40 protein-coding genes are annotated in these 24,217 nt (G+C 39.0%); 1 reads left to right on the top strand and 39 read right to left on the bottom strand.

The genetic code is table 11. The annotated features are described in order from the left end of the window. Positions 1–44: 44 nt before the first annotated feature. The 38 genes from rpsI to rpsL form a co-directional block, all read right to left on the bottom strand. On the bottom strand, positions 45–446 hold the full coding sequence (rpsI, locus tag H5S41_RS07295; protein ID WP_153709939.1) for a 30S ribosomal protein S9: 402 nt from the start codon (positions 444–446) through the stop codon (positions 45–47). 7 nt (positions 447–453) lie between these two features. Then, positions 454–897 (bottom strand): 50S ribosomal protein L13, encoded by a 444-nt coding sequence (gene rplM, locus H5S41_RS07290; RefSeq protein WP_163704323.1) that lies wholly within the window; start codon positions 895–897, stop codon positions 454–456. 105 nt (positions 898–1,002) lie between these two features. Further along, a complete protein-coding gene (truA, locus tag H5S41_RS07285) occupies positions 1,003–1,773 on the bottom strand; it encodes a tRNA pseudouridine(38-40) synthase TruA (protein WP_182602829.1) in 771 nt (256 codons plus the stop codon). Positions 1,774–1,787: 14 nt separating this feature from the next. Beyond that, positions 1,788–2,591 (bottom strand): energy-coupling factor transporter transmembrane component T family protein, encoded by an 804-nt coding sequence (locus H5S41_RS07280; RefSeq protein WP_182602828.1) that lies wholly within the window; start codon positions 2,589–2,591, stop codon positions 1,788–1,790. Beyond that, positions 2,584–3,450 carry an energy-coupling factor transporter ATPase gene (locus H5S41_RS07275; RefSeq protein WP_182602827.1) on the bottom strand — a complete coding sequence of 289 codons (867 nt, stop codon included), beginning with the start codon at positions 3,448–3,450 and terminating at the stop codon, positions 2,584–2,586. Before H5S41_RS07275 ends, H5S41_RS07280 begins: the two co-directional genes overlap by 8 nt. After that, complete coding sequence (locus tag H5S41_RS07270) at positions 3,426–4,253, bottom strand: energy-coupling factor transporter ATPase (RefSeq protein WP_182602826.1); 828 nt, start codon at positions 4,251–4,253, stop codon at positions 3,426–3,428. Before H5S41_RS07270 ends, H5S41_RS07275 begins: the two co-directional genes overlap by 25 nt. 225 nt (positions 4,254–4,478) lie before the next feature. Further along, on the bottom strand, positions 4,479–4,862 hold the full coding sequence (gene rplQ / locus H5S41_RS07265) for a 50S ribosomal protein L17 (protein ID WP_153709933.1): 384 nt from the start codon (positions 4,860–4,862) through the stop codon (positions 4,479–4,481). Between the two features lie 34 nt (positions 4,863–4,896). Then, positions 4,897–5,841, bottom strand: a complete 945-nt coding sequence (locus H5S41_RS07260; RefSeq protein WP_182602825.1) for a DNA-directed RNA polymerase subunit alpha — start codon at positions 5,839–5,841, stop codon at positions 4,897–4,899. Between the two features lie 85 nt (positions 5,842–5,926). Then, positions 5,927–6,316, bottom strand: a complete 390-nt coding sequence (gene rpsK, locus H5S41_RS07255) for a 30S ribosomal protein S11 (RefSeq protein WP_003664532.1) — start codon at positions 6,314–6,316, stop codon at positions 5,927–5,929. A gap of 35 nt (positions 6,317–6,351) precedes the next feature. Continuing rightward, positions 6,352–6,717, bottom strand: a complete 366-nt coding sequence (gene rpsM / locus H5S41_RS07250; protein ID WP_003668778.1) for a 30S ribosomal protein S13 — start codon at positions 6,715–6,717, stop codon at positions 6,352–6,354. A 31-nt stretch (positions 6,718–6,748) separates the two neighbouring features. Then, positions 6,749–6,868, bottom strand: coding sequence for a 50S ribosomal protein L36 (gene rpmJ, locus H5S41_RS07245; protein WP_003664535.1), 120 nt, complete (start codon positions 6,866–6,868; stop codon positions 6,749–6,751). 35 nt (positions 6,869–6,903) lie between these two features. Continuing rightward, positions 6,904–7,122, bottom strand: coding sequence for a translation initiation factor IF-1 (gene infA, locus H5S41_RS07240; protein ID WP_003664537.1), 219 nt, complete (start codon positions 7,120–7,122; stop codon positions 6,904–6,906). Between the two features lie 134 nt (positions 7,123–7,256). Then, positions 7,257–7,916, bottom strand: a complete 660-nt coding sequence (locus tag H5S41_RS07235; protein WP_182597670.1) for an adenylate kinase — start codon at positions 7,914–7,916, stop codon at positions 7,257–7,259. Beyond that, the gene (gene secY / locus H5S41_RS07230) at positions 7,916–9,232 is read right to left on the bottom strand and encodes a preprotein translocase subunit SecY (RefSeq protein WP_153709929.1); all 1,317 of its coding nucleotides are present in this window, start codon (positions 9,230–9,232) and stop codon (positions 7,916–7,918) included. The genes H5S41_RS07235 and secY overlap by 1 nt, the downstream gene beginning before the upstream one ends. Position 9,233: 1 nt before the next feature. Continuing rightward, positions 9,234–9,668, bottom strand: coding sequence for a 50S ribosomal protein L15 (gene rplO, locus H5S41_RS07225; protein WP_153709928.1), 435 nt, complete (start codon positions 9,666–9,668; stop codon positions 9,234–9,236). A 31-nt stretch (positions 9,669–9,699) separates the two neighbouring features. Further along, on the bottom strand, positions 9,700–9,882 hold the full coding sequence (gene rpmD, locus H5S41_RS07220; protein ID WP_003664541.1) for a 50S ribosomal protein L30: 183 nt from the start codon (positions 9,880–9,882) through the stop codon (positions 9,700–9,702). Between the two features lie 15 nt (positions 9,883–9,897). Further along, positions 9,898–10,407 carry a 30S ribosomal protein S5 gene (rpsE, locus tag H5S41_RS07215; protein WP_003664542.1) on the bottom strand — a complete coding sequence of 170 codons (510 nt, stop codon included), beginning with the start codon at positions 10,405–10,407 and terminating at the stop codon, positions 9,898–9,900. Positions 10,408–10,427: 20 nt separating this feature from the next. Beyond that, complete coding sequence (gene rplR, locus H5S41_RS07210) at positions 10,428–10,784, bottom strand: 50S ribosomal protein L18 (protein WP_003664543.1); 357 nt, start codon at positions 10,782–10,784, stop codon at positions 10,428–10,430. A gap of 62 nt (positions 10,785–10,846) precedes the next feature. Then, positions 10,847–11,383, bottom strand: a complete 537-nt coding sequence (rplF, locus tag H5S41_RS07205; protein ID WP_153709927.1) for a 50S ribosomal protein L6 — start codon at positions 11,381–11,383, stop codon at positions 10,847–10,849. A 29-nt stretch (positions 11,384–11,412) separates the two neighbouring features. After that, on the bottom strand, positions 11,413–11,811 hold the full coding sequence (gene rpsH, locus H5S41_RS07200; protein WP_003664546.1) for a 30S ribosomal protein S8: 399 nt from the start codon (positions 11,809–11,811) through the stop codon (positions 11,413–11,415). A 30-nt stretch (positions 11,812–11,841) separates the two neighbouring features. Continuing rightward, entirely contained in the window at positions 11,842–12,027 is a 186-nt protein-coding gene (locus tag H5S41_RS07195; RefSeq protein ID WP_003664547.1) for a type Z 30S ribosomal protein S14, read from the bottom strand. A gap of 15 nt (positions 12,028–12,042) precedes the next feature. Further along, positions 12,043–12,585 (bottom strand): 50S ribosomal protein L5, encoded by a 543-nt coding sequence (gene rplE, locus H5S41_RS07190; RefSeq protein WP_153709926.1) that lies wholly within the window; start codon positions 12,583–12,585, stop codon positions 12,043–12,045. Between the two features lie 28 nt (positions 12,586–12,613). After that, positions 12,614–12,922 (bottom strand): 50S ribosomal protein L24, encoded by a 309-nt coding sequence (rplX, locus tag H5S41_RS07185; protein ID WP_153709925.1) that lies wholly within the window; start codon positions 12,920–12,922, stop codon positions 12,614–12,616. 35 nt (positions 12,923–12,957) lie between these two features. Beyond that, positions 12,958–13,326 (bottom strand): 50S ribosomal protein L14, encoded by a 369-nt coding sequence (gene rplN / locus H5S41_RS07180; protein WP_076459600.1) that lies wholly within the window; start codon positions 13,324–13,326, stop codon positions 12,958–12,960. A gap of 68 nt (positions 13,327–13,394) precedes the next feature. Then, the gene (rpsQ, locus tag H5S41_RS07175; protein ID WP_003716661.1) at positions 13,395–13,661 is read right to left on the bottom strand and encodes a 30S ribosomal protein S17; all 267 of its coding nucleotides are present in this window, start codon (positions 13,659–13,661) and stop codon (positions 13,395–13,397) included. Positions 13,662–13,685: 24 nt separating this feature from the next. Then, the gene (gene rpmC / locus H5S41_RS07170; RefSeq protein ID WP_057805829.1) at positions 13,686–13,892 is read right to left on the bottom strand and encodes a 50S ribosomal protein L29; all 207 of its coding nucleotides are present in this window, start codon (positions 13,890–13,892) and stop codon (positions 13,686–13,688) included. Then, positions 13,882–14,316, bottom strand: coding sequence for a 50S ribosomal protein L16 (rplP, locus tag H5S41_RS07165; RefSeq protein WP_003664555.1), 435 nt, complete (start codon positions 14,314–14,316; stop codon positions 13,882–13,884). The genes rpmC and rplP overlap by 11 nt, the downstream gene beginning before the upstream one ends. A 3-nt stretch (positions 14,317–14,319) precedes the next feature. After that, on the bottom strand, positions 14,320–14,985 hold the full coding sequence (gene rpsC, locus H5S41_RS07160) for a 30S ribosomal protein S3 (protein ID WP_003664556.1): 666 nt from the start codon (positions 14,983–14,985) through the stop codon (positions 14,320–14,322). Positions 14,986–14,997: 12 nt separating this feature from the next. Next, entirely contained in the window at positions 14,998–15,345 is a 348-nt protein-coding gene (rplV, locus tag H5S41_RS07155; protein WP_003664558.1) for a 50S ribosomal protein L22, read from the bottom strand. Positions 15,346–15,362: 17 nt separating this feature from the next. Then, positions 15,363–15,641, bottom strand: a complete 279-nt coding sequence (gene rpsS / locus H5S41_RS07150; protein ID WP_003716091.1) for a 30S ribosomal protein S19 — start codon at positions 15,639–15,641, stop codon at positions 15,363–15,365. A 40-nt stretch (positions 15,642–15,681) separates the two neighbouring features. Beyond that, entirely contained in the window at positions 15,682–16,527 is an 846-nt protein-coding gene (gene rplB / locus H5S41_RS07145; RefSeq protein ID WP_003664563.1) for a 50S ribosomal protein L2, read from the bottom strand. A 25-nt stretch (positions 16,528–16,552) separates the two neighbouring features. Then, positions 16,553–16,849, bottom strand: coding sequence for a 50S ribosomal protein L23 (gene rplW, locus H5S41_RS07140; protein WP_153709924.1), 297 nt, complete (start codon positions 16,847–16,849; stop codon positions 16,553–16,555). Then, complete coding sequence (rplD, locus tag H5S41_RS07135; protein ID WP_182597673.1) at positions 16,849–17,472, bottom strand: 50S ribosomal protein L4; 624 nt, start codon at positions 17,470–17,472, stop codon at positions 16,849–16,851. Before rplD ends, rplW begins: the two co-directional genes overlap by 1 nt. A 21-nt stretch (positions 17,473–17,493) precedes the next feature. Next, complete coding sequence (rplC, locus tag H5S41_RS07130; RefSeq protein ID WP_153709922.1) at positions 17,494–18,153, bottom strand: 50S ribosomal protein L3; 660 nt, start codon at positions 18,151–18,153, stop codon at positions 17,494–17,496. A 48-nt stretch (positions 18,154–18,201) separates the two neighbouring features. Beyond that, complete coding sequence (gene rpsJ / locus H5S41_RS07125) at positions 18,202–18,510, bottom strand: 30S ribosomal protein S10 (RefSeq protein ID WP_153709921.1); 309 nt, start codon at positions 18,508–18,510, stop codon at positions 18,202–18,204. A 397-nt stretch (positions 18,511–18,907) separates the two neighbouring features. After that, positions 18,908–20,995 carry an elongation factor G gene (fusA, locus tag H5S41_RS07120; protein ID WP_163704344.1) on the bottom strand — a complete coding sequence of 696 codons (2,088 nt, stop codon included), beginning with the start codon at positions 20,993–20,995 and terminating at the stop codon, positions 18,908–18,910. A gap of 139 nt (positions 20,996–21,134) precedes the next feature. Further along, the gene (gene rpsG / locus H5S41_RS07115) at positions 21,135–21,605 is read right to left on the bottom strand and encodes a 30S ribosomal protein S7 (protein WP_003668788.1); all 471 of its coding nucleotides are present in this window, start codon (positions 21,603–21,605) and stop codon (positions 21,135–21,137) included. A 19-nt stretch (positions 21,606–21,624) separates the two neighbouring features. Then, positions 21,625–22,044, bottom strand: a complete 420-nt coding sequence (gene rpsL / locus H5S41_RS07110; RefSeq protein ID WP_003664576.1) for a 30S ribosomal protein S12 — start codon at positions 22,042–22,044, stop codon at positions 21,625–21,627. Positions 22,045–22,310: 266 nt separating this feature from the next. Between rpsL and H5S41_RS07105 the strand changes: the two genes are divergently transcribed. Next, a complete protein-coding gene (locus H5S41_RS07105) occupies positions 22,311–22,982 on the top strand; it encodes a prepilin peptidase (protein WP_182602824.1) in 672 nt (223 codons plus the stop codon). A gap of 56 nt (positions 22,983–23,038) precedes the next feature. Here the strand turns inward: H5S41_RS07105 and H5S41_RS07100 are convergent, their stop codons facing one another. Continuing rightward, complete coding sequence (locus H5S41_RS07100) at positions 23,039–24,217, bottom strand: DUF998 domain-containing protein (RefSeq protein ID WP_182602823.1); 1,179 nt, start codon at positions 24,215–24,217, stop codon at positions 23,039–23,041.

The following is a 24,217-nucleotide window of genomic DNA, read 5'->3' as shown; positions in this document are numbered from 1 at the left end:
GTACCGGCATAATGCCGATACTTTTGGAAGCGATAATCGAAATATTAACGCTTACTGAATTGAGCAGCCTTACGAGCTTTCTTAAGACCTGGCTTACGACGTTCCTTCATACGAGGGTCACGAGTTAATAAACCAGCTTTCTTTAAAGCGTCACGGAAGTCTGGGTCAACAGCGAGAAGTGCACGGGCAATACCGTGACGTACTGCACCTGCTTGACCAGAGAATCCACCACCATTAACATTAGCTAAAACATCGTATTGACCTTCTGTTTTAGTAACACCAAATGGTTGGTTAACGATAGCACGTAAGTTGGCAAATGGAATGTAGTCTTCAATTGCCTTGCCGTTCATCGTAATCTTACCTGAACCTGGTACTAAGCGAACACGTGCGGTTGCATCTTTACGCCGACCAGTACCACTGTATTGTACTTGTTGAGCCAATTCCATTCCCTCCTTAGATTAAGTTAGTAATATCTAAAACTTCTGGGTTTTGTGCAGCATGCTTGTGGTCTTCACCAGCATAAACATGTAACTTCAAACCTTGCTTATGACCAAGCGAGTTGTGTGGAAGCATACCCTTAATAGCAGTTTCCAATAACTTTTCTGGTTCCTTTGCACGGAAGTCACCGGCAGTCCGTTGCTTCAAACCACCAGGGTAGTTTGAGTGACGGTAGTACATCTTTTGAGATGCTTTCTTACCAGTTAACTTAACTTGCGCAGCGTTGATAACGATAACGTAATCACCAGTATCAACGTGTGGAGTAAATGTTGGCTTGTTCTTACCACGCAAAATTGATGCGACTGCAGATGCTAAACGACCCATTGGGACATCCTTAGCATCAACAACGTACCACTTGCGATCAACTTCACCAGGTTTTGCGATGTATGTCGTTCTCACGATTAAGTCCTCCAATTTTGTTTTTCTTTTGCATATAATAGTGTACCGAGTTATTAGATGGAAAAGAAATACCAATGGCTAGTATACCTTTTTCTGCCACTTTCGTCAATCCTTTTCATCATTTGTTCCATAATCTACATTAACCAAATATAATCCGATTGCAGGTGCAGTCATTCTAGCTAATGTCCTATCTTTAGCAGCAAGAACCCTGCGCACATCATCAACCGGTCGCTGTCCGCTACCAACTTCTAAAAGAAAAGCAACCATAATGCGAACTTGATTATAGAGGAATCCATTCCCGGTAAAGTCAAATACAACCTCATTTCGTATTTTATCACGCCTAATAATTATATCCTCAATCGTCCTAACATTACTTTTCGCTTGACTTCCCGAAGCAACAAAACTTGTAAAATCATGCGTCCCTATTAGATCTTTAGCTGCCTCTTTCATTTTTTGCAAATCAAGCGGGTATTTAAAATGTGCTGTATAATTTCGCTTAAACGGATCAACAAACTCTCCTTGATCTACCCGATAGCGATAAGTCTTACGGTGAGCACTATAACGCGCATGAAAATCCTTGTCCACTAATTCAGCTTTTTTTATTAAAATATCCAAAGGCAAAATACTATTAAGAGCTTTTCTCATTGATTCATTGCTTAAATGGTATGGAATATCAAAATGAGCCACTTGATTAATGGCATGCACACCCGCGTCCGTTCTTCCCGATCCAATCACCGGAATTGCCGGAGTAGGATGCTTAGCAATCTTATTTACTGCATTTTTCAGTGTTTGCTCCACAGTCCGCTTATTCGGTTGGATTTGAAAACCGGAAAAATTAGTTCCATCATAAGCAAAAGTTATTTTATACCGATACATTATTTACTTCCTTATCAAAAAATTATTCGGATCCATAGTAACCCAATCATTACAATTCCTAATCCTAATGCTGCCCAAATATCATAAGTATGCCATGTTAACTGCCGATAATGAGTACGCGGAGCATTCGGATCATAACCACGGGCTTCCATTGCTGTAGCTAATTCTTCTGCCCGTTTAAATGAATTAACAAATAACGGAATTAAAATCGGCACCAGATGTTGAATCCGCGTCAAAATATTTCCCGAATTAAAGTTAATTCCTCTTGCACGTTGAGCTTTCATAATCTTAGTAGTTTCATCCATAATTGTTGGGACAAACCGTAATGCAATTGAAAGCATTAACGTAATCTGATTAACAGGAACTTTAACTACTTTTAATGGCTTCATTAACCACGCTAGAGCATCTGCAATTTGAAATGTTTGAGTTGTAGCGGTTAGAACTGTCGAAGCGGTAATAATAACAATGAAACGGTAAAGAATGATTAAAGAATTTATTAGCCCGTCTTGTGTAATTGCCATTATTCCCCAATGCCAATACATTTTTCCTCCACTACTAAATAAAATTTGAAAGGCTACAGTAATTAAAATAATCCAAAAAAGCGGCTTGATTCCTTGCCAATACTGCTTTAAGGCAACATTGCTCAATTTAATAGCCAAGAATAGAGCTGCAAGGAGCCATAAAGCTGTCAACCAGTTATTAATAAAGAAAATCAAAATTACATAAACAATACACATTATAAGTTTTATTCGCGGATCAAGACGATGAAGAATTGATTTTACTGGCACATAACTACCAAAAACAATTTTATTATTCATTTTCTTTACCCCTCATCGCTTTTACTATTTCATCTGCCAATGAATCTAAAGTAAGCGGCTCAGTATTTTCTAATTTAGCACCATGTTTCCTAAGAAATTGGGCAATATCAACGGAAATAGGTAAAGTTAATGATAACTTTGCTAATTGTTGCGAATCACTAAATAGGTGCCGAGGAGTTGTATCAGCAATCACTTTCCCATCACTTATTGCAATCACATGGTCAGCATAGCGCGCCACTTGTTCCATTTGGTGAGTAACCATTATAACTGTTGTCGCTTTGTTATTTAGCTGTTTAATCAACTCAAGCAATTCATTGGTTGCCTGTGTATCTAAACCGGCAGTAGGTTCATCAAGAATTAGAATTTGTGGTTTCATTGCTAATACTCCTGCAATAGCAACCCGTCTCATTTGTCCTCCCGAAAGTGCAAAAGGAGAATGAGACTTTAACTCCACGGGTAGCCCAACCATTTTTAAAGCGTCATCAACGGATTTCTTAATTTGTGCTGACGTCCATCCCAAATTACGCGGGCCAAAAGCAATATCCTCTTCAACCGTTTCAGCAAAAAGCTGTTGTTCCGGAAATTGGAAAACAAAACCGACACGATGATGGACCTTGCTCAAATCTTCAGCCTTAGTTGTTGCATTAATTTTTAATCCAGCAACATCAAGATCGCCTTTTACAGGTTTGATCAGCCCATCAATTAAGGAAACTAATGTTGATTTACCACTTCCAGTTTGTCCGACAATAGCAACAAATTCTTGCTCTTTTATAGTCAATGAAACATTCGACAATGCCTCGCTAGTTGTATTCGGATATGTATAATGGAGATCTTTTATTGTAACTGCTGACTTAGCCAATTTTTTAACTCCTCTAAATTTAAGTATTTTTGTGGAATAGTTACTCCTCTTTCAACTAATAAAGATTGTAATTGCTGGCTAGCTGGTATTCCTACACCTATTTTAAGCAGCAACTCTTTATCCCCAAGAATTTCTGCTGGAGAACCTTGTTTTGCTATTTGTGCATCATTTATTACCACGATTTTATCTGCTAACTCAATTTCATTAAGATCATGCGTGATAGAAATAATTGATAGGTTATACTCTTTTTTTAGTTTCTTAAGTAGAGTCAATATTTCTTGACGTGCACGAGGATCTAACATACTAGTTGCTTCATCAAGAATAATTACTTTGGGCATTAAGGCAATAACTCCTGCCAATGCCACACGTTGCTTTTGTCCTCCTGAGAGATTAATCGGCTCCACATTTTTATATTTAGTCATTCCTACCATCGCCAAGGCATTATTAATCCGGTTATCCATCTCTAAACGAGAAATTTGACGATTCTCAAGACCGAATGCAACATCGTCAGCAACTGTAGCACCAACAAATTGATTTTCAGGATTTTGGAATACAAATCCAATTTGCTGATGAATTATACCCAAAGTGTTTTCATCGACTTTCATCCCGCCTACTTCTACTAACCCCGATGTAGGTATTAGTAACCCATCAATTAACCTAGCAAGTGTACTTTTTCCGCTCCCATTGTGCCCAATAATCGCTGTCCAAGAAGATGCATTAATATCAAGGTTGATATTATCTAATATTAAAGATTTACTATCTGGATACTTAAATGTAAGATTCCGAATCTTAATCTGGGTCACAACGATTCCTCTTTTCAAGATTAGTTAATAAATATATTTTAGCAAAGTCCACTAGAAAATTATCTATAAAATTCAATTTAAAATAAAAAATCACTTACCATCGAAGTGCGCGAGGGTTTCCCGCATTCAAGCTAGACTAGGGTAATTTCCCACCATCGTAACGCTCTATACTATCAATGATAGTGATTCTTTATTACGTATTTAATTTATGTGAACAAATATAAATTAGTCCACTAATTCAAGAATAACCATTGGTGCACCGTCACCACGACGAGGCATGGTCTTCAAGATGCGTGTGTAACCACCGTTACGATCTGCATACTTTGGAGCAATTTCTTCAAAAAGGTTTTGAAGAGCAGATTGTACACGAATATCATCGCCATCTTCCTTAACATCAGCAACAACATTACGTACAAAAGCAGCAGCCTTACGACGAGAAGCTAAATCACCATGCTTAGCAAGTGTAATCATCTTGTCAGCAGTCTTACGAACTTCCTTGGCACGTGCTTCAGTAGTAGTAATTCGACCATTAACGATTAAATCTGTAGTTAAATCACGTAATAAAGCCTTACGTTGTGAACTTGTACGTCCTAATTTACGGTAACTCATAAAGTGGTTCCCTCCTTTGCAATTGGTATATCAATTAGTCGTCTTGGCGAAATGAAACACCAAGATCATTTAACTTAAGTTTAATTTCTTCTAACGACTTTTGTCCTAAGTTCCGAACTTTCATCATATCAGACACTGTTCTGTCAGTTAATTCCTTAACAGTATTAATACCAGCTCGTTTCAAACAGTTGTAAGAACGTACAGAAAGATCAAGCTCTTCAATAGTCATTTCAAGCATCTTTTCCTTATGCGTTTCTTCTTTTTCAACCATAACTTGGGCATTTTGCGCTGTTTCAGTTAAATCAACAAACATAGCTAAGTGTTCAGTTAAAATCTTTGCACCTAGACTAACTGCTTCGGTTGGTGTTAATGAACCATCAGTCCAAACATCCAGCGTTAACTTATCATAATCGTTACGTTGACCAACCCGGGCATTTTCAACAGTGTAATTTAAACGTTCAATTGGGGTATAGATGGAATCAATCGGTAAAACACCAATTGCAAGATCATCCATCCGGGCCTTATTATCGTTAGCAGAAAGGTAACCGCGACCCTTATCAGCAGTTAACTTGATGTGTAATTCTGCGCCATCAGCAACAGTTGCAATATGCAGATCAGGATTTAAGATTGTGACTTCATTATCACCCTGGATATCACTTGCAGTTACTTCAGCAGGTCCCTTAACATCTAATTCAAGGTCCTTTTGATCCTCAGAATCAATCTTCAAAGAAACTTTTTTTAGATTCAAGATAATCTGCGTAACATCCTCAGTTACACCTTTAACAGTGCTAAATTCATGTAAAACACCATCAATTTGCATACTCGTAATCGCTGCACCAGGTAACGATGCAATTAATACACGTCTTAACGAGTTACCGAGAGTGGTTCCATAACCGCGCTCAAGTGGTTCTACGACAAACTTACCGTAGTTATCTGTTTCTTCAACTTTGTGAATATTTGGCTTTTCAAATTCGATCATTCTATCCTTGTACCCCTTTCAAAACGTGGTTCGTATTTGAGACAAAAAGGCAATTGATGGAAATAATTGTCTCCAGCAATGTCAATTAAACACGACGACGCTTTGGAGGACGAGAACCATTGTGAGGAACAGGTGTTACATCACGAATAGCAGTAACTTCCAAACCAGTTGCTTGAAGCGCACGGATTGCAGCTTCACGACCTGAACCTGGACCCTTAACTTCAACTTCAACAGTCTTCATACCGTGTTCCATAGCTTGCTTAGCAGCAGCTTCTGATGCCATTTGAGCAGCAAATGGAGTGGATTTCCGACTTCCCTTAAAGCCTAAAACACCAGCTGATGACCAAGCCACAGCGTTACCTTGAACGTCTGTAATCATGATCAAAGTGTTGTTAAATGTTGAGTGAATGTGTGCAACACCAGTTTCAACATTCTTTTTTGCACGACGCTTACGCGTACCTTTTTTGGTTGCCATATCTAGTACTAACCTCCTTTTTTATTAAAGTAAAATTACTTCTTCTTATTAGCGATTGCGACAGCTTTACCCTTCCGAGTACGAGCATTATTCTTAGTGTGTTGACCACGAACTGGTAACCCACGACGATGACGCATACCACGGTAAGAACCGATTTCTTGAAGTCGCTTAATGTTCATTGAAACTTCACGACGTAAATCACCTTCAACTTGAATTTGATCTACTTGTGCACGAATCTTTTCTTCTTGGTCAGGAGTTAAATCACGAACACGAATATCTTCTGATACACCAGCATTTTCAAGAATCTTCTTAGCAGTAGAATCACCAATACCGAAAATATATGTTAAGCCGATTACGATTCGCTTGTCACGAGGTAAATCGACACCTGCAATACGAGCCATTAGCTACACCTCCATTTCATTAAATAATAAATTACTTACCTTGACGTTGCTTATGCTTTGGGTTAGCAGAGCAAATAACCATCACACGACCATTACGCTTAACGATCTTGCAGTGCTCACACATCTTTTTAACAGATGGTCTTACTTTCATTATAAAATCCTCCTATGAGAGTAATTGATCAATAACTACTTGAACCGGAATGTGATACGACCCTTAGTGAGATCATATGGAGACATTTCAACTTTTACTCGATCACCTGGTAAAATTTTAATATAATGCATCCGAATCTTACCAGAAACATGAGCTAAGATTTCTGCTCCGTTTTCCAATTCAACTTTAAACATTGCATTAGGTAAAGTCTCAGTTACTTTACCTTCTACTTCAATCACATCGGCTTTTGCCACGAAATAGTACCTCCTTACCTAATTCTAGATATTACGTAAAAATGGTGGAAAGTATGCTACTTCCCACTACTCAGATAGATAAACCTTGCATAGTTTAGCATAAGTTTCAAAACTTCGCAAGAGATAACTAATATCTAGTTTAGGTTAGTTAATACTTTCTTGATATCTTCATAAACTTTGTCGATATCTTGTTCACCATTAATTTCGTGTAAAATACCTTGCTTTTGGTAATAGTCTACCAGTGGCGTGTTCAACTTAATATTAACATCTAGACGATTCTTAACCGTTTCAGGCTTATCATCATCACGCTGATAAAATTCATGATGACCACAAACGTCACATGTACCTTCAACCTTAGGGGCATTATAGATCTTATGATAAGTAGCTCCACAGTTGCGGCAAATAAAACGTCCACTTAAACGTTCTACCAATACGTCCGGTTCAACGTGAATATTGATCACAGCATCAAGATGCCGATTACTCTCTGCCAACATCTTATCCAAAGCATCTGCCTGATTAAGATTACGAGGAAATCCATCTAGCATAAAGCCATCTTTAGTGTCATCTTGAGCTAACCGTTCCTTAACGATACCATTAGTAACCTCGTCAGGAACTAGTTCACCTTTGTCAATATATTTCTTAGCTTCAATTCCCATAGGCGTTTCATTTTTCATAGCAGCCCGGAAAATATCTCCAGTTGAAATATGAGGAATCGAAAAGTCTTCAACAATCTTTTGAGCCTGTGTACCTTTACCAGCACCTGGAAGACCCATTAATACAAGGTTCATACTCATTAGTTATTTCCTCCTTTAGGTTCTCGAATAAATCCGATATATTCACGCTTCATTGTTAGTCCATTTAACTGTCGAACAACATCTAAAGCAATTTGCACGATAATTAGTAAGCTTGTACCACCTAAACCAATTGACTGACTTAAGTTCCATACATTACTTGCAATTAACGGAATTAAGGAAATTAATCCTAAGAATAATGAACCAACTGTACTTAATCGCATTAACAATGAAGAAATATAGTCTTGTGTTCCCTTTCCAGGACGCACTCCAGAAATATAACTTCCTTGCTTCTGTAAGTTCTCAGCAAGTTTTTCTGGATTAACCTGAACAAAGGCATAGAAAAAGGTAAATACAACAATCAAAAATACATACAGTGCGATCCCAGGACCAGATTGCATGTTAAAAATGGTCGTCATGATTTGATACCAACTATCTCCACCATGGTTTTGCTGAAAAGCCATTAAAATGGTTTGAGGTGTTGATATAAACGAACCAGCAAAAATAACTGGAATAACACCCGATACGTTAATCTTCAAGGGAAGATAACTACTGGACGGTGAAGTAGTAGTTCGTCTCGTATACTGAATTTGCAAGCGTCTCTCAGCCTGCTGTACCCAAGTAACAAACGCTACAATAATTAAGATTGCTACAATTACAAGGGCAACAAATCCAATTCCCATCCATAAGGCAGAACCAGATTCACCGGCAATTTGGTCATCCCATAGTTGGCGAATTCCACCTGGCATTTGTGCAACAATACCGGCAAAAATTAACATGGAAACACCATTACCTAAACCACGTTCGGTAATCATGTCCCCCATCCAGGTAGCAAACATTGTACCCGCAGTTAAAATTAATCCGATTGTTAGATATGTTTGAACGCCTGGGTGATTAACCAAACGAATTGTACTTAATGCATTAAACCCGGCGGTAATACCGATTGATTGAATAAATCCCAATACAATCGTTAACCATCGGGTTGCTTGATTAAGTTTTCGCCGTCCTACTTCTCCTTGTTTACTCCATTCAACAAAACGCGGAACAATATCCATTTGTAATAGTTGAACAACAATTTGAGCAGTAATATATGGAGAAACACCCATTGCAAATAATGAATAGTTCTCCAGTCCACCACCACTAAAGGTATTGAGGATTGATGCTAAACCGGTTGAGGAGATTTCCTGCAAAGCAGCAGCGTTAACTCCAGGAACGGTAATCGCTGCCCCAATCCGATAGACAATCAATACAAACAATGTAAAGAAAATCTTTTTACGGATATCTTTTACTTTGAATGCATTTTTGACGGCTGTGAACAAACTACATCACCTCAGTTTTACCACCGGCAGCTTCAATTGCAGAAACCGCAGAAGCAGAAAACTTATTAGCCTTAACAGTTAATTTCTTTTCAAGCTTGCCGCTACCAAGAACCTTAATGCCGCTCTTCATGTTCTTGACTAAGCCACTTTCCATCAATAATTGTGGCGTAACTTCAGTACCATCATCAAACTTGTTTAATGATGCCAAGTTAACAATTGCGTATTCTTTACGGTTAATGTTAGTAAATCCACGTTTTGGAATTTGCCGGTAAAGTGGCATTTGGCCCCCTTCAAATCCTAAACGGGTCTTTCCATGAGCCTTTTGACCTTTAGTACCACGTCCTGATGTAAAACCATGTCCTGATGAAAGTCCACGACCTTTACGAAGACGCTTGGAACGAGAACCAGCAGCTGGCTTCAATTCGTTTAACTTCATTGATAGGCACCTCCTTATTATTTAATTTTAATTACTTAACTTCTTCAACAGAAACCAAGTGAGCGATCTTAAAAATTTGACCGCGTGTTGCCGCGTTATCTGGTAAGATAACTGAGCTATTGATCTTACCTAAGCCCAATGCCTTAACAGTACGGCGTTGAGTAGGTTGTCGGTGGGCAACACTGTGAATTAAGGTAACTTTTACTTGAGCCATAATTTAGTGCCCTCCTTATTCTGCTAAGTGGTCTACAGAAACACCACGTAACTTTGCAACTTCTTCAGCGTTCTTCAATTGCTTTAGTCCTTCAAACGTTGCACGAACAACATTAACAGGGGTGTTAGAACCAAGACGTTTTGAAGTAACGTCGGCAACACCGGCAAGGTCCATAACGTTACGAACCGCACCACCGGCAGCAACTCCAGAACCTTCAACAGCTGGCTTTAACATGATCTTTCCACCGCCGTATACACCAATAACTTCGTGTGGAATAGTAGTTCCAACAATAGGAACAGTAATCAAGTTCTTTTCAGCAGCAGCTTGTGCTTTACGAATAGCTTCTGGAACTTCTTGAGCTTTACCAGTACCAAAGCCAACATGACCTTTACGGTCACCAACAATTACTAAAGCGGCAAAACGCATACGACGTCCACCTTTAACAACCTTAGTAATCCGGTTGATGGCTACAACTTGATCGTCCAAATCCAACTTTGCTGGATCAATGAATTCTGATGATGCCATTGCAGGTTATTCCTCCTTTTTTAGAATTTAAGTCCGTTTTCACGAGCAGCTTCAGCTAAGGCTTGAACACGCCCATGGTAAAGGTATCCACCACGGTCAAATACAACTTCAGTAATGTTCTTTTCGTTAGCACGCTTGGCAATTAAAGCACCTACGCCACTAGCTTGTTCAGTCTTAGTCTTTCCACTTACTTCACTGTCATTTGTGGAGGCACTTGCGAGCGTCACACCCTTTACGTCATCAATTAATTGAGCGTAAATGTTTTTGTTTGAACGGTAAACACTTAAGCGTGGGCGCTCCGCAGTACCAGAAATCTTACCGCGAACGCGTAAATGACGACGTTGACGGATCTTGTTTTTGTCTGGTTTAGAAATCACAACAGTCACCTCTTATTATATTTATTTTATTAATTAAAAGAATGTTAAATAATCTTTTAAGATTACTTACCAGTCTTACCTTCCTTACGGATAATGTGTTCGTTTTCGTAACGAATACCTTTACCTTTGTATGGTTCTGGTGAACGTACAGCACGAACTTCTGCAGCAAAATTACCAAGGTGTTCCTTGTTAATTGAGCTTAATTCAATAGTAGTGTTGTCAGGTACGTTGATATCAACATCTTCTGGCTTATCCATTTCAACTGGGTTAGAGTAACCAACAGTTAAAATTAATTTATTACCCTTAAATTGAGCACGGTATCCAACACCGACAAGTTTAAGAACTTTCTTGTATCCATTAACAACACCTTCAACCATGTTATTAACATTAGCACGAGTAGTACCGTGTAACATCTTCAACTTGTTAGTATCAGCATCACGATCAAATTTTACTACATTACCATCAATAGTCATTTTGATTAATGGTGAAATTTCACGAGATAAAGTACCTTTAGGACCTTTAACAGTAACTACATTACCATCTTGAGAAATTTCAACACCACTTGGCAAATCAATTTCTTTGTAACCAATACGACTCATCTTTGCACCTCCTATCTAATAATTATTTTTTACCAAACGTAAGCGATAACTTCGCCACCAATTTTCTTGGCGCGAGCAACTTTATCAGTTACAACACCTTCTGATGTTGAAATGATGGCAATTCCCAATCCATTAAGAACTTTAGGTACAGCATCAGACTTAACGTATGTACGTAAACCAGGCTTAGAAATACGCTTTAAGCCAGAAATAACGCGTTGACCGTCATTGCCGTACTTTAAGAACACACGGATGATGCCTTGCTTGTTATCATCAACGTATTCAACATCGCGAATGAAACCTTCGTTCTTTAAGATTTCAGCGATGTCCTTCTTCATCTTTGATGCAGGTGCTTCTACTGATTCGTGTTGAGCCATGTTAGCGTTACGAATACGAGTTAAGAAATCTGCAATTGGATCACTCATAGACATCGATGTTTTCCTCCTTTTGTCGGTTTTTGTTTACCAGCTAGCCTTCTTCAAACCAGGAATTTGTCCCTTGTGGGCAAGTTCTCGTAAGCAAATCCGGCATAGGTGGAATTTACGGTAAACAGAGTGCGGACGTCCACAACGTGCACAACGCGTGTATTCACGACTTGAGAACTTAGCTGGACGGTTGCACTTAGCAATCATTGATTTTTTAGCCAATTTGTGGAACCTCCTTTATTTAGCAAACGGCATACCGAGTTGTGCAAGTAATTCATGTGATTCTTCATCAGTTTGGGCAGTTGTAACAATAACAACATCTAAACCACGAACTCGGTTAACTTTATCATAATCAATTTCAGGGAAAATTAATTGTTCATGAATACCAAGAGTGTAATTACCACGACCATCAAATGCCTTGTTACTTACACCGTGGAAGTCACGAACACGTGGTAAGGCCACATTAACTAATTTATCCAAGAAATCATACATGCGTTCACCACGCAACGTTACTTTAGCACCAATTGACATTCCTTCACGAAGACGGAAACCGGCAATTGACTTCTTAGCCTTAGTAATTAAAGGTTTTTGACCAGAAATCAAGCCAAGTTCTTCAACAGCTTCGTCAAGATTCTTAGAGTTGGTAGTTGCATCACCAACACCCATGTTTAAGACAATCTTATCGATCTTAGGTGCTTGCATAACTGAAGAATAATTAAACTTTTCAATTAATGCTGGACGAATTTCATTTTCGTATTTAGCTTTCAAACGGTTTTCCATTAGAAGTTATTCCTCCCTTCCTTATAAATTAGTCAAGTGTTTTACCTGACTTCTTTGCAACGCGAACCTTGTTACCATCAACGAACTTGTAACCCACACGAGTTGGTTCATTTGTTGAAGGATCAATCAGCATTACGTTTGAAGCATTAATAGCTGCTTCTGTATCAATAACGCCACCATTAGGATTTGAGTTGCTTGGCTTTTGGTGTTTCTTTACAATGTTTACACCTTCAACGACAACACGGTTTTGAGAAGCAAGTACACTTTTAACAGTACCTTCCTTACCCTTATCCTTACCGGCGATTACGCGAACCTTGTCACCTGTTTTAATGAACATGTTGATTGTGCACCTCCTTATTTTCGGTTAAATCTTTAGAGAACTTCTGGAGCTAATGAAACGATCTTCATGAAGTCGTCTCCACGAAGCTCACGAGCGATTGGGCCAAAAATACGGGTACCCTTAGGGCTCTTGTCGTTGTTAATCAAAACAGCGGCATTTTCATCAAACTTAATGTATGAACCATCCTTACGGTGAATACCTTGCTTAGTCCGTACAACTACGGCCTTAACAACGTCACCCTTTTTGACAACGCCACCTGGTGTTGCCTGTTTTACAGTAGCAACAATGATATCACCGATATTACCTGTTTTAACTCGAGAACCCCCTAAAATCTTAATAACTAGGATTTCACGAGCACCGGAATTATCAGCGACCTTCAACCGACTTTCTTGTTGAATCACGGTTAATGTCCTCCTTCCATCTACAAATAAGAATTAGAATACGAAATTTTTTAGAGTTGTCTGCTAAATTAAAGGGTAGCAGCCTTTTCGACAATCTTTACAAGACGGAAACGCTTCTTAGCTGATAATGGCCGAGTTTCCATAATTTGTACAGTGTCGCCGGTCTTAGCTTCGTTGTTTTCATCGTGAGCGTAGTACTTCTTTGAGTACTTAACACGCTTTCCATAGATAGGAGCACTCTTGTAAGTATCAATTACAACAGTGATAGTCTTATCCATTTTGTCTGAAACAACGCGGCCCTGGTAAACCTTACGTGCATTACGTTCTTCACTCATGCGCTAATCCTCCTTTTCGTATTCTTATTTATTTAATTGTTGTTGACGAAGAACTGTCTTAACCCGTGCAATGTCCTTGCGTACTTGCTTAAGACTTGCAGTATTTTCCAACTGGCCGGTTGCTAATTGGAAACGTAAGTTAAACAATTGTTCCTTCAGTTCCTTTTCACGGTCAAGTAGCTTGTCAGTGGTTAATCCATTCAGTTCTTGTACATAATCTTTACTTTTCATTAGATTGTCCACCTACTTCCTCACGTTGTACGATCTTAGTGCGAACTGGCAACTTGTGACCGGCAAGACGTAAAGCTTCACGAGCGACTTCTTCAGAAACGCCCCCTACTTCAAACATTACCTTGCCACGCTTTACTGGAGCAACCCATCCTTCTGGAGCACCTTTACCATTACCCATACGAACTCCGACACCTTTGCTAGTGTATGAGAGTTGTGGGAAGATTTTAATCCAAACTTTCCCACCACGCTTCATGTAACGCGTCATAGCGATACGAGCAGCTTCGATTTGACGGTTGCTAATCCAATGTGAATCAAGAGCTTGTAAACCAAATTCACCAAAAGTAACTGTTTTACCACCCTTAGCTTCACCGCGCATGTGGCCACGTTGAACCTTACGGTGCTTTACACGTTTTGGTACTAACATGTGTTACTTCCCTCCTTGTTCATCATTGTTTGAGTTCTTCTTAGTAGGAAGTACTTCACCACGGTAGATCCATGTCTTTACACCAAGAACACCATAGGTAGTGTTAGCTTCATCCCAAGAATAATCAATATCTGCACGAAGTGTATGCAAAGGAACAGTACCATCAGAGTATGATTCAATCCGTGACATATCTGCTCCATTTAACCGACCAGCAACTTGAGTCTTGATACCCTTAGCACCGGCACGCATAGCACGTTGCATAGCACCACGCATAGCACGACGGAAAGCAATACGAGCTTCCAATTGACGTGCAATACTTTCACCTACAAGGTGAGCATCTAAATCTGGCTTTTTAATTTCCACAATATTAATGTGAACACGCTTGCCAGTTAACTTGTTAAGTTCTTTACGAAGTGCTTCAACTTCTGAACCACCTTTACCAATAACCATACCTGGTTTGGCTGTATGAATTGATACGTTTACGCGATTAGCTGCACGTTCAATTTCAACGGTTGATACAGAGGCATCAGCAAGTCGCTTTTCAATATACTTACGGATCCGAAGGTCTTCGTTAAGGTAATCAGCAAAGTCCTTATCAGCGTACCACTTTGCGGTCCAATCACGAATGACCCCAACACGAAAACCATTAGGATTGATCTTTTGACCCACTATTCATTCCTCCTATCGTTCTGTAACAACCACTGTAATATGACTAGTCCGCTTATTAATTGGAGAAGCAGAACCTTTAGCACGAGGACGGAACCGTTTAAGAGTTGGTCCTTCGTTAGCAAAAGCTTCGCTTACAACCAATGAAGCACGATCTAAGTCGAAATTGTTTTCAGCGTTTGCAACAGCAGATTTTAATACTTTTTCAACATCTGAAGCGGCACCGCGAGGGGTGAACTTCAAAATAGCAAATGCTTCGGCAACACTCTTACCACGAATGGCGTCAAGTACAAGACGAACTTTACGAGCAGAAACTCGCACCATTTTGGCAGTAGCCTTAGCTGACGTAATGTTTTCAGCCATGTTTTACTTCACCCTCCTTACTTACCTGTCTTCTTGTCATCAGCAGCATGACCATGGAAAGTCCGAGTAGGAACAAATTCACCTAACTTATGACCAACCATGTCTTCTTGTACATAAACTGGTACATGCTTCCGACCATCATATACTGCAAATGTGTATCCAATAAAGCTTGGGAAAATGGTAGAACGACGTGACCATGTCTTGATGACAGTCTTCTTTTCAGAACCTTCTTGCTCCTTAACCTTCTTCAGTAATGAAGCATCAGCGAAAGGTCCTTTTTTCAAACTACGACCCATTTAGTGTACCTCCTCTCGGGTATTAAAACGTATATAAATATTAACGAGTATGTGGACCGCGCTTCCGACCACGAACAATAAACTTGTTTGAACGAGCTTTGTGTGAACGGGTCTTCTTACCAACAGTCTTCTTACCCCATGGAGAAAGAGGAGATGGTAAACCAACAGGTTGCTTACCTTCACCACCACCATGTGGGTGATCATTAGGGTTCATAACTGAACCACGAACGTGTGGACGTTGACCAGCGTAACGAGTACGACCAGCCTTACCCTTAATAATTAAGGCATGTTCGTCATTACCAACAGTACCGATAGTAGCACGGCAAGTAGCAAGAACCATACGAACTTCACCAGAAGAAAGACGAACTAAAACGTATTTTTCTTCTTTACCAAGTAATTGAGCTGAAGCACCAGCTGAACGAGCAAGTTGACCACCCTTACCTGGTTTTAATTCAATGTTGTGAATAACAGTACCAACTGGAATGTTCTTTAATGGAAGAGCATTACCAACTTTGATATCAGCATCAGGACCAGATTGAACGGTCATACCAACCTTTAAGCCTTTTGGAGCAATGATGTATGATTTAGTACCGTCAGCGTAAACAAGTAAAGCAATATTTGCAGTACGATTTGGATCGTATTCAATTGCCTTTACAGTAGCTGGAACATCATCTTTAATACGCTTAAAGTCAATAATACGGTATTGACGCTTAGTACCACCACCACGGTGACGAACAGTAATATGACCATAGCTGTTACGACCAGCAGTGTGCTTTAACGGTGCTAACAATGACTTTTCTGGTGTAGTCTTCGTGATTTCAGCGAAGTCATAACCGTTCATGTTACGACGACCGTTAGTGGTTGCTTTGTATTTACGAATTCCCACTGTTTTTTCCTCCTTTTTTTAGTGATTAGTTTTCGCTGTTATCATTAAACAGCTTAATTTCATTTGAATCAGCAGATAAAGTTACAATAGCCTTACGACGGCGCTTAGTGTATCCTTCGTAACGACCTTGACGCTTTAACTTACCTTTTACATTCATAATGTTAACTTTAACAACCTTAACGTCAAAAATTTCTTCAACAGCATTTTTAACTTGTGTCTTAGTTGCTCGTAAATCAACATCAAAAGTGTAACGTTTGTTGTCCATACCGGCCATTGATGCTTCGGTAACTACTGGACGTAAAATAATGTCACGTGCTTCCATTATGCGAGCACCTCCTCTACTTGAGAAAGAGCTGACTTAGTGATAACAATCTTTTGGTTATCAACAACGTTTAAGATGTTAACACCAGCTGGAGTAACAACAGTAGCATTTGCTAAGTTACGTGCTGATAAGGCGGCATTCTTGTCTTCATCAGTAACAACAATTAATGTCTTTTCAGCAACGTTTAAGTTACTCATAACATCAGCAAATTCCTTTGTCTTTGGTGCATCAAAGTTTAATGCATCAACTACTACAAAGCTGTTATCAAGAACCTTTTGAGAAAGGGCAGACTTGATTGCAAGTTGACGAACCTTACGAGGAAGGCTGTACTTGTAAGAACGTGGAGTAGGTCCAAAAACAATACCACCGCCACGGAATTGTGGTGAGCGAATTGACCCTTGACGAGCACGACCAGTACCCTTTTGACGCCATGGCTTCTTACCGCCACCGCTAACAGCAGAACGGTTCTTTACAGCATGTGTACCTTGACGTAATGAAGCACGTTGACGCAAAATAGCATCGAATACAACATTTTCATTTGGTTCTACACCAAATACTGCATCGTTCAATTCAACAGTACCATTTTGGCTACCATCTTGTTTATACAAATTAACGCTAGTCATTATTTACTTCCTCCTTTCTTCTTATTTATTGTGTTGCTTACTAAGGCTCTTCTTAGTGTTAGCCTTAACAGAGTTCTTAATAGTTACGTAAGACTTGTTTGCACCAGGCACATTACCCTTAATGAGTAATACGTTGTTGTCAAGATCAACCTTAACAACTTGTAAATGTTGCATAGTGACAGTCTTGCCACCCATACGACCAGGAAGCTTCATACCTTTGAAGACCCGGTTGATAATTGCACCTAATGAACCAGGACGACGATGATAACGAGAACCGTGTGCCATAGGTCCACGAGATTGGTTATCCTTATGGATGTTACCTTGGTAACCATGACCCTTGGTAGTACCCGTAACGTCGACAGTTTCACCTTCTGCGAAAACGTCAGCCTTAACTTCGTCTCCGACTTTAATGTCCCCTAATTCAGCGTCGCGGATTTCACCGATGAAGCGCTTAGGGGTCGTATTTGCTTTTGCTGCATGACCTTGTTCAGGTTTGTTACTCAAAACTTCCCGCTTGTCATCGAAACCAAGTTGTACGGCATTGTAACCATCATTTTCAACAGTCTTGATTTGCATTACAACGTTTGGTGTTACGTCGATAACAGTAACTGGAACTAATTCACCATTATCAGTGAACACTTGAGTCATTCCAACCTTTTTACCTAAGATTCCTTTGGTCATGAGTACACCTCCAATTTTCTGTTTTATGTATAATTCTTATTCTAACAATTAAAGCTTAATTTCAATGTCAACACCACTTGGAAGATCGAGCTTCATTAATGAATCAACAGTCTTTGGTGTTGGGTCAACAATATCGATCAAACGCTTGTGAGTACGCATTTCGAATTGCTCCCGAGACTTCTTAAACTTGTGTGGTGAACGAATAACTGTGTAAATAGTCCGTTCAGTTGGTAACGGAATAGGACCTGAAATTTGAGCACCTGTCCGCTTAGCAGTATCAACAATCTTGTCAGCTGATTGATCTAAGATACGGTGTTCATAAGCCTTTAACCGAATACGAATCTTTTGTTTTGCCATTATGTTCCCTCCTTCGTCAGATTTGAAATTTGACTAGCTCCGCGGAAATTACCGCCACATCCTGTGGCAAAGCGGCCGGGTGTGTCGCAACCTTCCGCATCAACGCTTCGCAGCTTAATACTATATGGGGGTAAGGCAAATCTACCTCCAAAGCTCAAGCACCTATCCATAATACTAAAGAAACACGATTAGTTCAAGTAATTTCCTAAAATATTTTCGATTGAAATATTTTTGTAAAATTCGTATTTTATTTTACTACTAAAATATGAAATTTCTTTTTCTTAAATATCAACATCCTATATCTGAGGCTAACTAATGGATTTTTTATGTAAACAAAAAAGAACTGTAATATTCAAACTACAGTCCTTTGATGGATTTGAGATTAAGATGTCAATAATTAGTTATTGCCACCATTTTTCTTAATGATATCTTCTTGCACAGACTTAGGAACAGCTGAGTAGTGATCGAAAGTCATAGTGAAAGTACCACGTCCTTGAGTAGCAGAACGTAATGCAGTAGCGTAACCAAACATTTCTGAAAGTGGAACGAATGAGTGAATTAATTGTGCATTACCACGTTCTTCCATTCCATCAATAGTACCACGACGAGCTGTTACTTGACCCATAACATCACCCATGTTGTCTTGAGGTACAACGATATCAACCTTCATGATTGGTTCAAGGATAACTGGATCAGCCTTCTTAGCAGCATTCTTAAGAGCTAATGATGCAGCAACCTTGAAGGCAGCTTCACTAGAATCGACTTCGTGGTAACTACCATCATAAAGCTTAGCATGCATATCAACAAGTGGGTAACCAGCAAGGACACCGTTTTGCATAGCTTCCTTTAATCCTTGTTCAACAGCAGGGATGAATTCACGAGGAACAACACCACCAACAATGGCGTCTTCAAATTCAAATCCTTCCCCTTCTTTAAGTGGTGTAAATTCAATCCATACATCACCGTATTGACCTTTACCACCAGATTGACGAACAAACTTACCTTGGGCACTTGCTGTCTTAGTAAATGCTTCACGGTATGAAACTTGTGGCTTACCTACAGTAACTTCAGCATGGAATTCCCGACGAAGACGTTCCACAATGATATCAAGGTGTAATTCACCCATACCAGCAATTAAGGTTTCACCAGTTTCAGGGTTTGTTTCAGCCTTAAAGGTTGGATCTTCTTCAGCAAGCTTTTGAAGTCCCTTGTCCATCTTATCCTGATCAGCCTTTGACTTAGGTTCAACAGAAACTTGAATAACTGGTTCTGGGAAGTCCATTGATTCAAGTTGAAGTGGGTGATCTGGATCAGTTAATGAATCACCTGTAGTGGTGTTCTTCAAACCAATAGCAGCTGCGATATCACCGGAGAATACTTCAGGAATTTCTTGTTGTTGGTTAGAGTGCATTTGAAGCAAACGACCAATACGTTCACGCTTGTCCTTAGTAGCATTGAGGACATATGAACCAGATTGAAGTGAACCAGTGTAAACACGTAAGAATGTTAAACGACCAACGAATGGGTCAGTAGCAATCTTAAATGCTAAAGCAGCAAATGGCTTGTCATCACCAGCAGTTAATTCAATTTCATTACCATCAGCATCATGAGCAACAAAAGGCTTAACATCAAGTGGTGATGGTAGGTAATCGATAACAGCATCAAGCATCATTTGGATACCTTTATCCTTGTAAGCTGAACCAGCTAATACAGGGAAAATCTTTTCGTCCAAAGTTCCACGACGAATTGCAGCTTTAATTTCGTCAACTGAAATTTCTTCACCTTCAAGATACTTTTCCATGAGGTCATCGTCAATGTCAGCTAAAGTTTCAACCATTTCATCATGACGCTTCTGAGCTTCTTCCTTCATATCATCAGGAATATCAACAGTGTCCCAGTTAGTACCAAGCTTGTCTTCATCGTAAACATAGGCAACCATCTTAACTAAGTCAACTAAACCGATGAAATCATCTTCAGCACCAATTGGCATTTGAATTGGAAGTGGAGTAACATTCAAACGATCTTTAATAGTTTGAACAGAGTAATCAAAGTTAGCACCAATTTTATCCATCTTGTTAGCAAAAACAATTCGTGGAACATTAAATTGGTCAGCTTGACGCCAAACAGTTTCAGTTTGTGGTTCAACACCAGCTTGGGCATCAAGAACTGTTACAGCACCATCAAGAACCCGCAAAGCACGTTCAACTTCGACAGTGAAGTCCACGTGTCCTGGAGTATCAATGATGTTGATACGGTTATCCTTCCAAACAGCTGTTGTAGCTGCTGAAGTGATAGTAATACCACGTTCCTTTTCTTCATCCATCCAGTCCATTTGTGAAGCACCATCATGGGTTTCACCAATTTTGTGAATCTTACCAGTATAGTAAAGAATCCGCTCAGTTGCAGTCGTCTTACCGGCATCAATGTGTGCCATGATACCGATGTTACGAGTTTTAGCAAGTGGGTATTCACGTTTATTAGCCATCTTAAAAGAGTATCTCCTTCCAAAATATGGTTATACTTATTTTAGCATTTATTTTCAAAAAGGGGTGACGCTTGAGTACAAATTACGTCACCCCTTCACTGAAACTAGTTAAATAACCAGTATCAATTGACAGTGATTATTACCAGCGGTAGTGTGCGAATGCACGGTTGGCTTCTGCCATACGGTGCGTATCTTCACGCTTCTTAACTGATGCTCCGGTATTGTTTGAAGCATCAATGATTTCACGTGCAAGACGTTCAACCATAGTGTGTTCTCCACGCAAACGTGCGTATTGAACAATCCAACGAAGACCTAATGTAGTACGACGGTCTGGACGAACTTCAATCGGAACTTGGTAGTTTGAACCACCAACACGACGAGCCTTAACTTCCAAAACAGGCATAACATTTTCCATTGCTTGTTGGAATACTTCAACTGGATCATTACCAGTTTCGTTCTTAATTTCATCAAAAGCAGCGTATAAAATCTTAGTAGCAGTTCCACGCTTACCATCAATCATCAAGTGATCAATTAAGCTAGTAACCAACTTTGAGTTGTACATTGGATCTGGTAAAATTTCACGCTTTTGTACATGTCCTTTACGTGGCATTACTTAACTCCTCCTTAAATTACTTCTTATCCTTAGGCTTCTTAGCACCGTACTTAGAACGTGATTGCATACGGCCTTCAACACCGGCAGTATCTAGAGTACCACGGATGATGTGGTAACGAACCCCAGGTAAATCCTTAACACGACCACCACGAATTAAAACAACTGAGTGTTCTTGGAGGTTATGACCAATACCAGGAATGTAAGCAGTAACTTCGATTAAGTTTGAAAGACGTACACGGGCGTACTTCCGTAAAGCTGAGTTAGGCTTCTTAGGTGTCATAGTACCCACACGAGTAGCAACTCCACGCTTTTGTGGTGATGGAGTCTTAATTTCTTCTTTCTTGAAAGTGTTGTAAACATAACCAAGAGCTGGTGACTTTGACTTGCCCTTGTGGCTCTTACGGCCTTTACGTACCAATTGGTTAATGGTTGGCATTATTTTTTCCCCTTCCTTATCTAAGTCCACACATCCAGGCGGTTCATTTTTATGAATAAAAAAAGTTCCTGCATGTGTTATACAATTGTCGTGCCTTCGTTGACGCATCTGCCCAACGACAGACACTCCGTTGCTAAAAAAGCACCTTAAATAGACTATCATGCACTCATATGAATGTCAATGTATCATTGATTATTTCTTTTAAATCATTAATTTTGAAGTGCAATTACACAAAAAATACGTATTTAATAATTAGGAGGGTTATCATGTCAATTATTTCGTTTATATTCGGTGCATCATTAGCATCATTCATCGCTTCTTACAGCTATCGACTCGCTGCTAATCAGCCACTAATGTTTCCGCGCTCTTATTGTGATAACTGTCGCTTAACCCTGTGCTGGTGGCAGCTTATTCCTATTTTAAGTTTTGTTATACTCCGCGGACAATGTTTTTACTGTAAACAAAAAATAAATTTTTATCTACCATTAGTTGAATTGCTTTCCGGAACCGCCTTCGCTATTTTAATTATTTATGAACCACTTCATGACTCCATTATTATTATCTTTTTGACGTGTCTAATTTTTCTTGCATCGACCGATTTTTTTGCCCAAGTTATATATTCTTATTACCTAATTGGACTTTTTCCTGTTGCTTTTCTCTCCGTTCCGCAAGACTATCTTTATAATTTTATCTCTGCGTGTATATTAGCAATCAGCCTATTGCTCTTTGCAGCGCTAACTAAGACCCTAGGAAATGGTGATATAGAGTTTCTGTTCATTATTTGCCTTATTTGGGGCTGGAAGCAAACTCTTTTAATTATTCAAATTAGCTCAATAATTATGCTTGTTTGTTTTTTGACTACTCATAAAGCTAAATTACCCTTTATTCCAGCTTTAGCATTTACCACATTCCTTAGTATCTTTATTCAGGGATGCTAAAAAACTCCAAGAATTGATGTTTTAGTCAAAATTCTTGGAGTTTTGCACAGTTAAAATTAACTTACTTTATCTTGCTTTACCGGCTTCAATTTAACAACAAAAAGATTTTGTCCAAATTGTGCAAGGTTTTCTATATTCTGCAGCAACAACAATAGCCAGGAAAAGGCCAAGCCAAATTCAAACAATTCAAAAGCGGTCAAAGAAAGATAATTTGATAGCTTAAAAACAATATATTCAATACTCATCACAGCCCCAATGGTATATGAAATTGTTAAAAATTGTTTAGTGACTTCCGGTAGGACCCACCTAATTACAACTATTAGGATCAACATAATATAAACAAGCCACATTGCGATTCGATCATGCAAAACATGAAATTCCGGATTATTAGGAAAAAGGCCAATAGCTGCAATACATACTGCCAACATAATTAATAACCAACGTAAAGCCTGAATTTTATAACCATGATATCGTCGTTGAATATTGACAAACAAGTAGTCTACTAAGGCAATCATTAATAAACCAGTAAAAATTAACGTTATATTAAACTGGAAATTTGTTGAATTTTTAGCAGTTCCTAAAAAGCTAAAGTTATAGCGCCACCAATCTCTTGAGGAATTAGTCAACATCGAAAACAACATTCCCCCAATAATCATAATTGTTAACAGATTGGTAATCACACTAGACGATAATGTTAATGCTAAGTTAATCATTATGTAGTTTAGTGCTGCTAGTATTACAAATATAAATGCGGTCGCAGTATAAATATCAAACCGAGCATCCTTAAACATCTGGCCAAATAGCCAAAAAATAGCTGAAAAAGAAAAGGCAATAATTAAGCCACACGCAATTGTAATTGTTGGCAAACTTCGCCAATGAAAATCTTTGCTAGGACCCTTTCCCAAAATTTTAGTAATGATAAATGTCATTAAAAATGATAGTACACCGCTACACACGCCTAAGAATAACGCACCATTTGCAATAGAATAATCATCGCCAGTTATTGGGACTGTACTAATCTTTTTCAAACTAAAAAAGATCAAAAAAACACTAGCTAAAATAATTGCTGGAATAACATACCAAAAAATATTAATCTTAGGCAGCTGATCGCTTACTTTTATAGGACGAATATTAATTTGTTTATGATTAACACTAAGCGATAACTCTTCACCAATTGAAAAATCAGTTTTATCAAAAGCCGATTCAGGAATTTCTATTTGATATTTTTTAACCAA

It is taken from the genome of Limosilactobacillus albertensis, assembly GCF_014145555.1.
Lineage (GTDB): Bacteria > Bacillota > Bacilli > Lactobacillales > Lactobacillaceae > Limosilactobacillus > Limosilactobacillus albertensis.
Note: the sequence above shows the minus strand (reverse complement) of the source record. Positions and strands in the feature narration are given on the sequence as shown.

Bases quoted from the DNA above. Each gene is read 5' to 3' on its own strand.
- rpsK (WP_003664532.1), bottom strand. From the start codon at position 6,316: ATGGCAACCAAAAAAGGTACGCGTAAGCGTCGTGCAAAAAAGAATGTT.
- rplD (WP_182597673.1), bottom strand. From the start codon at position 17,472: ATGACTAGCGTTAATTTGTATAAACAAGATGGTAGCCAAAATGGTACT.
- rpmD (WP_003664541.1), bottom strand. From the start codon at position 9,882: ATGGCTCAAGTAAAAGTTACCTTAATTCACAGTGTTGCCCACCGACAA.
- truA (WP_182602829.1), bottom strand. From the start codon at position 1,773: ATGTATCGGTATAAAATAACTTTTGCTTATGATGGAACTAATTTTTCC.
- H5S41_RS07260 (WP_182602825.1), bottom strand. From the start codon at position 5,841: ATGATCGAATTTGAAAAGCCAAATATTCACAAAGTTGAAGAAACAGAT.
- rpsJ (WP_153709921.1), bottom strand. From the start codon at position 18,510: ATGGCAAAACAAAAGATTCGTATTCGGTTAAAGGCTTATGAACACCGT.
- rplC (WP_153709922.1), bottom strand. From the start codon at position 18,153: ATGACCAAAGGAATCTTAGGTAAAAAGGTTGGAATGACTCAAGTGTTC.
- rplE (WP_153709926.1), bottom strand. From the start codon at position 12,585: ATGGAAAACCGTTTGAAAGCTAAATACGAAAATGAAATTCGTCCAGCA.
- rpmJ (WP_003664535.1), bottom strand. From the start codon at position 6,868: ATGAAAGTAAGACCATCTGTTAAAAAGATGTGTGAGCACTGCAAGATC.
- rplQ (WP_153709933.1), bottom strand. From the start codon at position 4,862: ATGAGTTACCGTAAATTAGGACGTACAAGTTCACAACGTAAGGCTTTA.
- rplV (WP_003664558.1), bottom strand. From the start codon at position 15,345: ATGGCTGAAAACATTACGTCAGCTAAGGCTACTGCCAAAATGGTGCGA.
- rpsE (WP_003664542.1), bottom strand. From the start codon at position 10,407: ATGGCATCATCAGAATTCATTGATCCAGCAAAGTTGGATTTGGACGAT.
- rpsI (WP_153709939.1), bottom strand. From the start codon at position 446: ATGGAATTGGCTCAACAAGTACAATACAGTGGTACTGGTCGGCGTAAA.
- rpsH (WP_003664546.1), bottom strand. From the start codon at position 11,811: ATGTCTATGAGTGATCCAATTGCAGATTTCTTAACTCGTATTCGTAAC.
- rpsG (WP_003668788.1), bottom strand. From the start codon at position 21,605: ATGCCACGTAAAGGACATGTACAAAAGCGTGAAATTTTACCAGATCCA.
- rplX (WP_153709925.1), bottom strand. From the start codon at position 12,922: ATGTTCATTAAAACAGGTGACAAGGTTCGCGTAATCGCCGGTAAGGAT.
- H5S41_RS07235 (WP_182597670.1), bottom strand. From the start codon at position 7,916: ATGAGTATGAACCTTGTATTAATGGGTCTTCCAGGTGCTGGTAAAGGT.
- H5S41_RS07280 (WP_182602828.1), bottom strand. From the start codon at position 2,591: ATGAATAATAAAATTGTTTTTGGTAGTTATGTGCCAGTAAAATCAATT.
- rplP (WP_003664555.1), bottom strand. From the start codon at position 14,316: ATGTTAGTACCAAAACGTGTAAAGCACCGTAAGGTTCAACGTGGCCAC.
- rpsM (WP_003668778.1), bottom strand. From the start codon at position 6,717: ATGGCTCGTATTGCAGGTGTCGATTTACCTCGTGACAAGCGAATCGTA.
- rplO (WP_153709928.1), bottom strand. From the start codon at position 9,668: ATGAAGTTAAACGAATTGAAGCCAGCTGCTGGTTCTCGTTCCAAGCGT.
- H5S41_RS07105 (WP_182602824.1), top strand. From the start codon at position 22,311: ATGTCAATTATTTCGTTTATATTCGGTGCATCATTAGCATCATTCATC.
- rpsQ (WP_003716661.1), bottom strand. From the start codon at position 13,661: ATGAGTGAAGAACGTAATGCACGTAAGGTTTACCAGGGCCGCGTTGTT.
- fusA (WP_163704344.1), bottom strand. From the start codon at position 20,995: ATGGCTAATAAACGTGAATACCCACTTGCTAAAACTCGTAACATCGGT.
- rpsS (WP_003716091.1), bottom strand. From the start codon at position 15,641: ATGGGTCGTAGTTTGAAAAAAGGACCTTTCGCTGATGCTTCATTACTG.
- rplF (WP_153709927.1), bottom strand. From the start codon at position 11,383: ATGAGTCGTATTGGTTACAAAGAAATTGATTTGCCAAGTGGTGTTGAA.
- rpsL (WP_003664576.1), bottom strand. From the start codon at position 22,044: ATGCCAACCATTAACCAATTGGTACGTAAAGGCCGTAAGAGCCACAAG.
- rplW (WP_153709924.1), bottom strand. From the start codon at position 16,849: ATGGAAGCACGTGACATTATTTTACGTCCAGTAGTTACCGAAGCATCA.
- rpmC (WP_057805829.1), bottom strand. From the start codon at position 13,892: ATGAAAAGTAAAGATTATGTACAAGAACTGAATGGATTAACCACTGAC.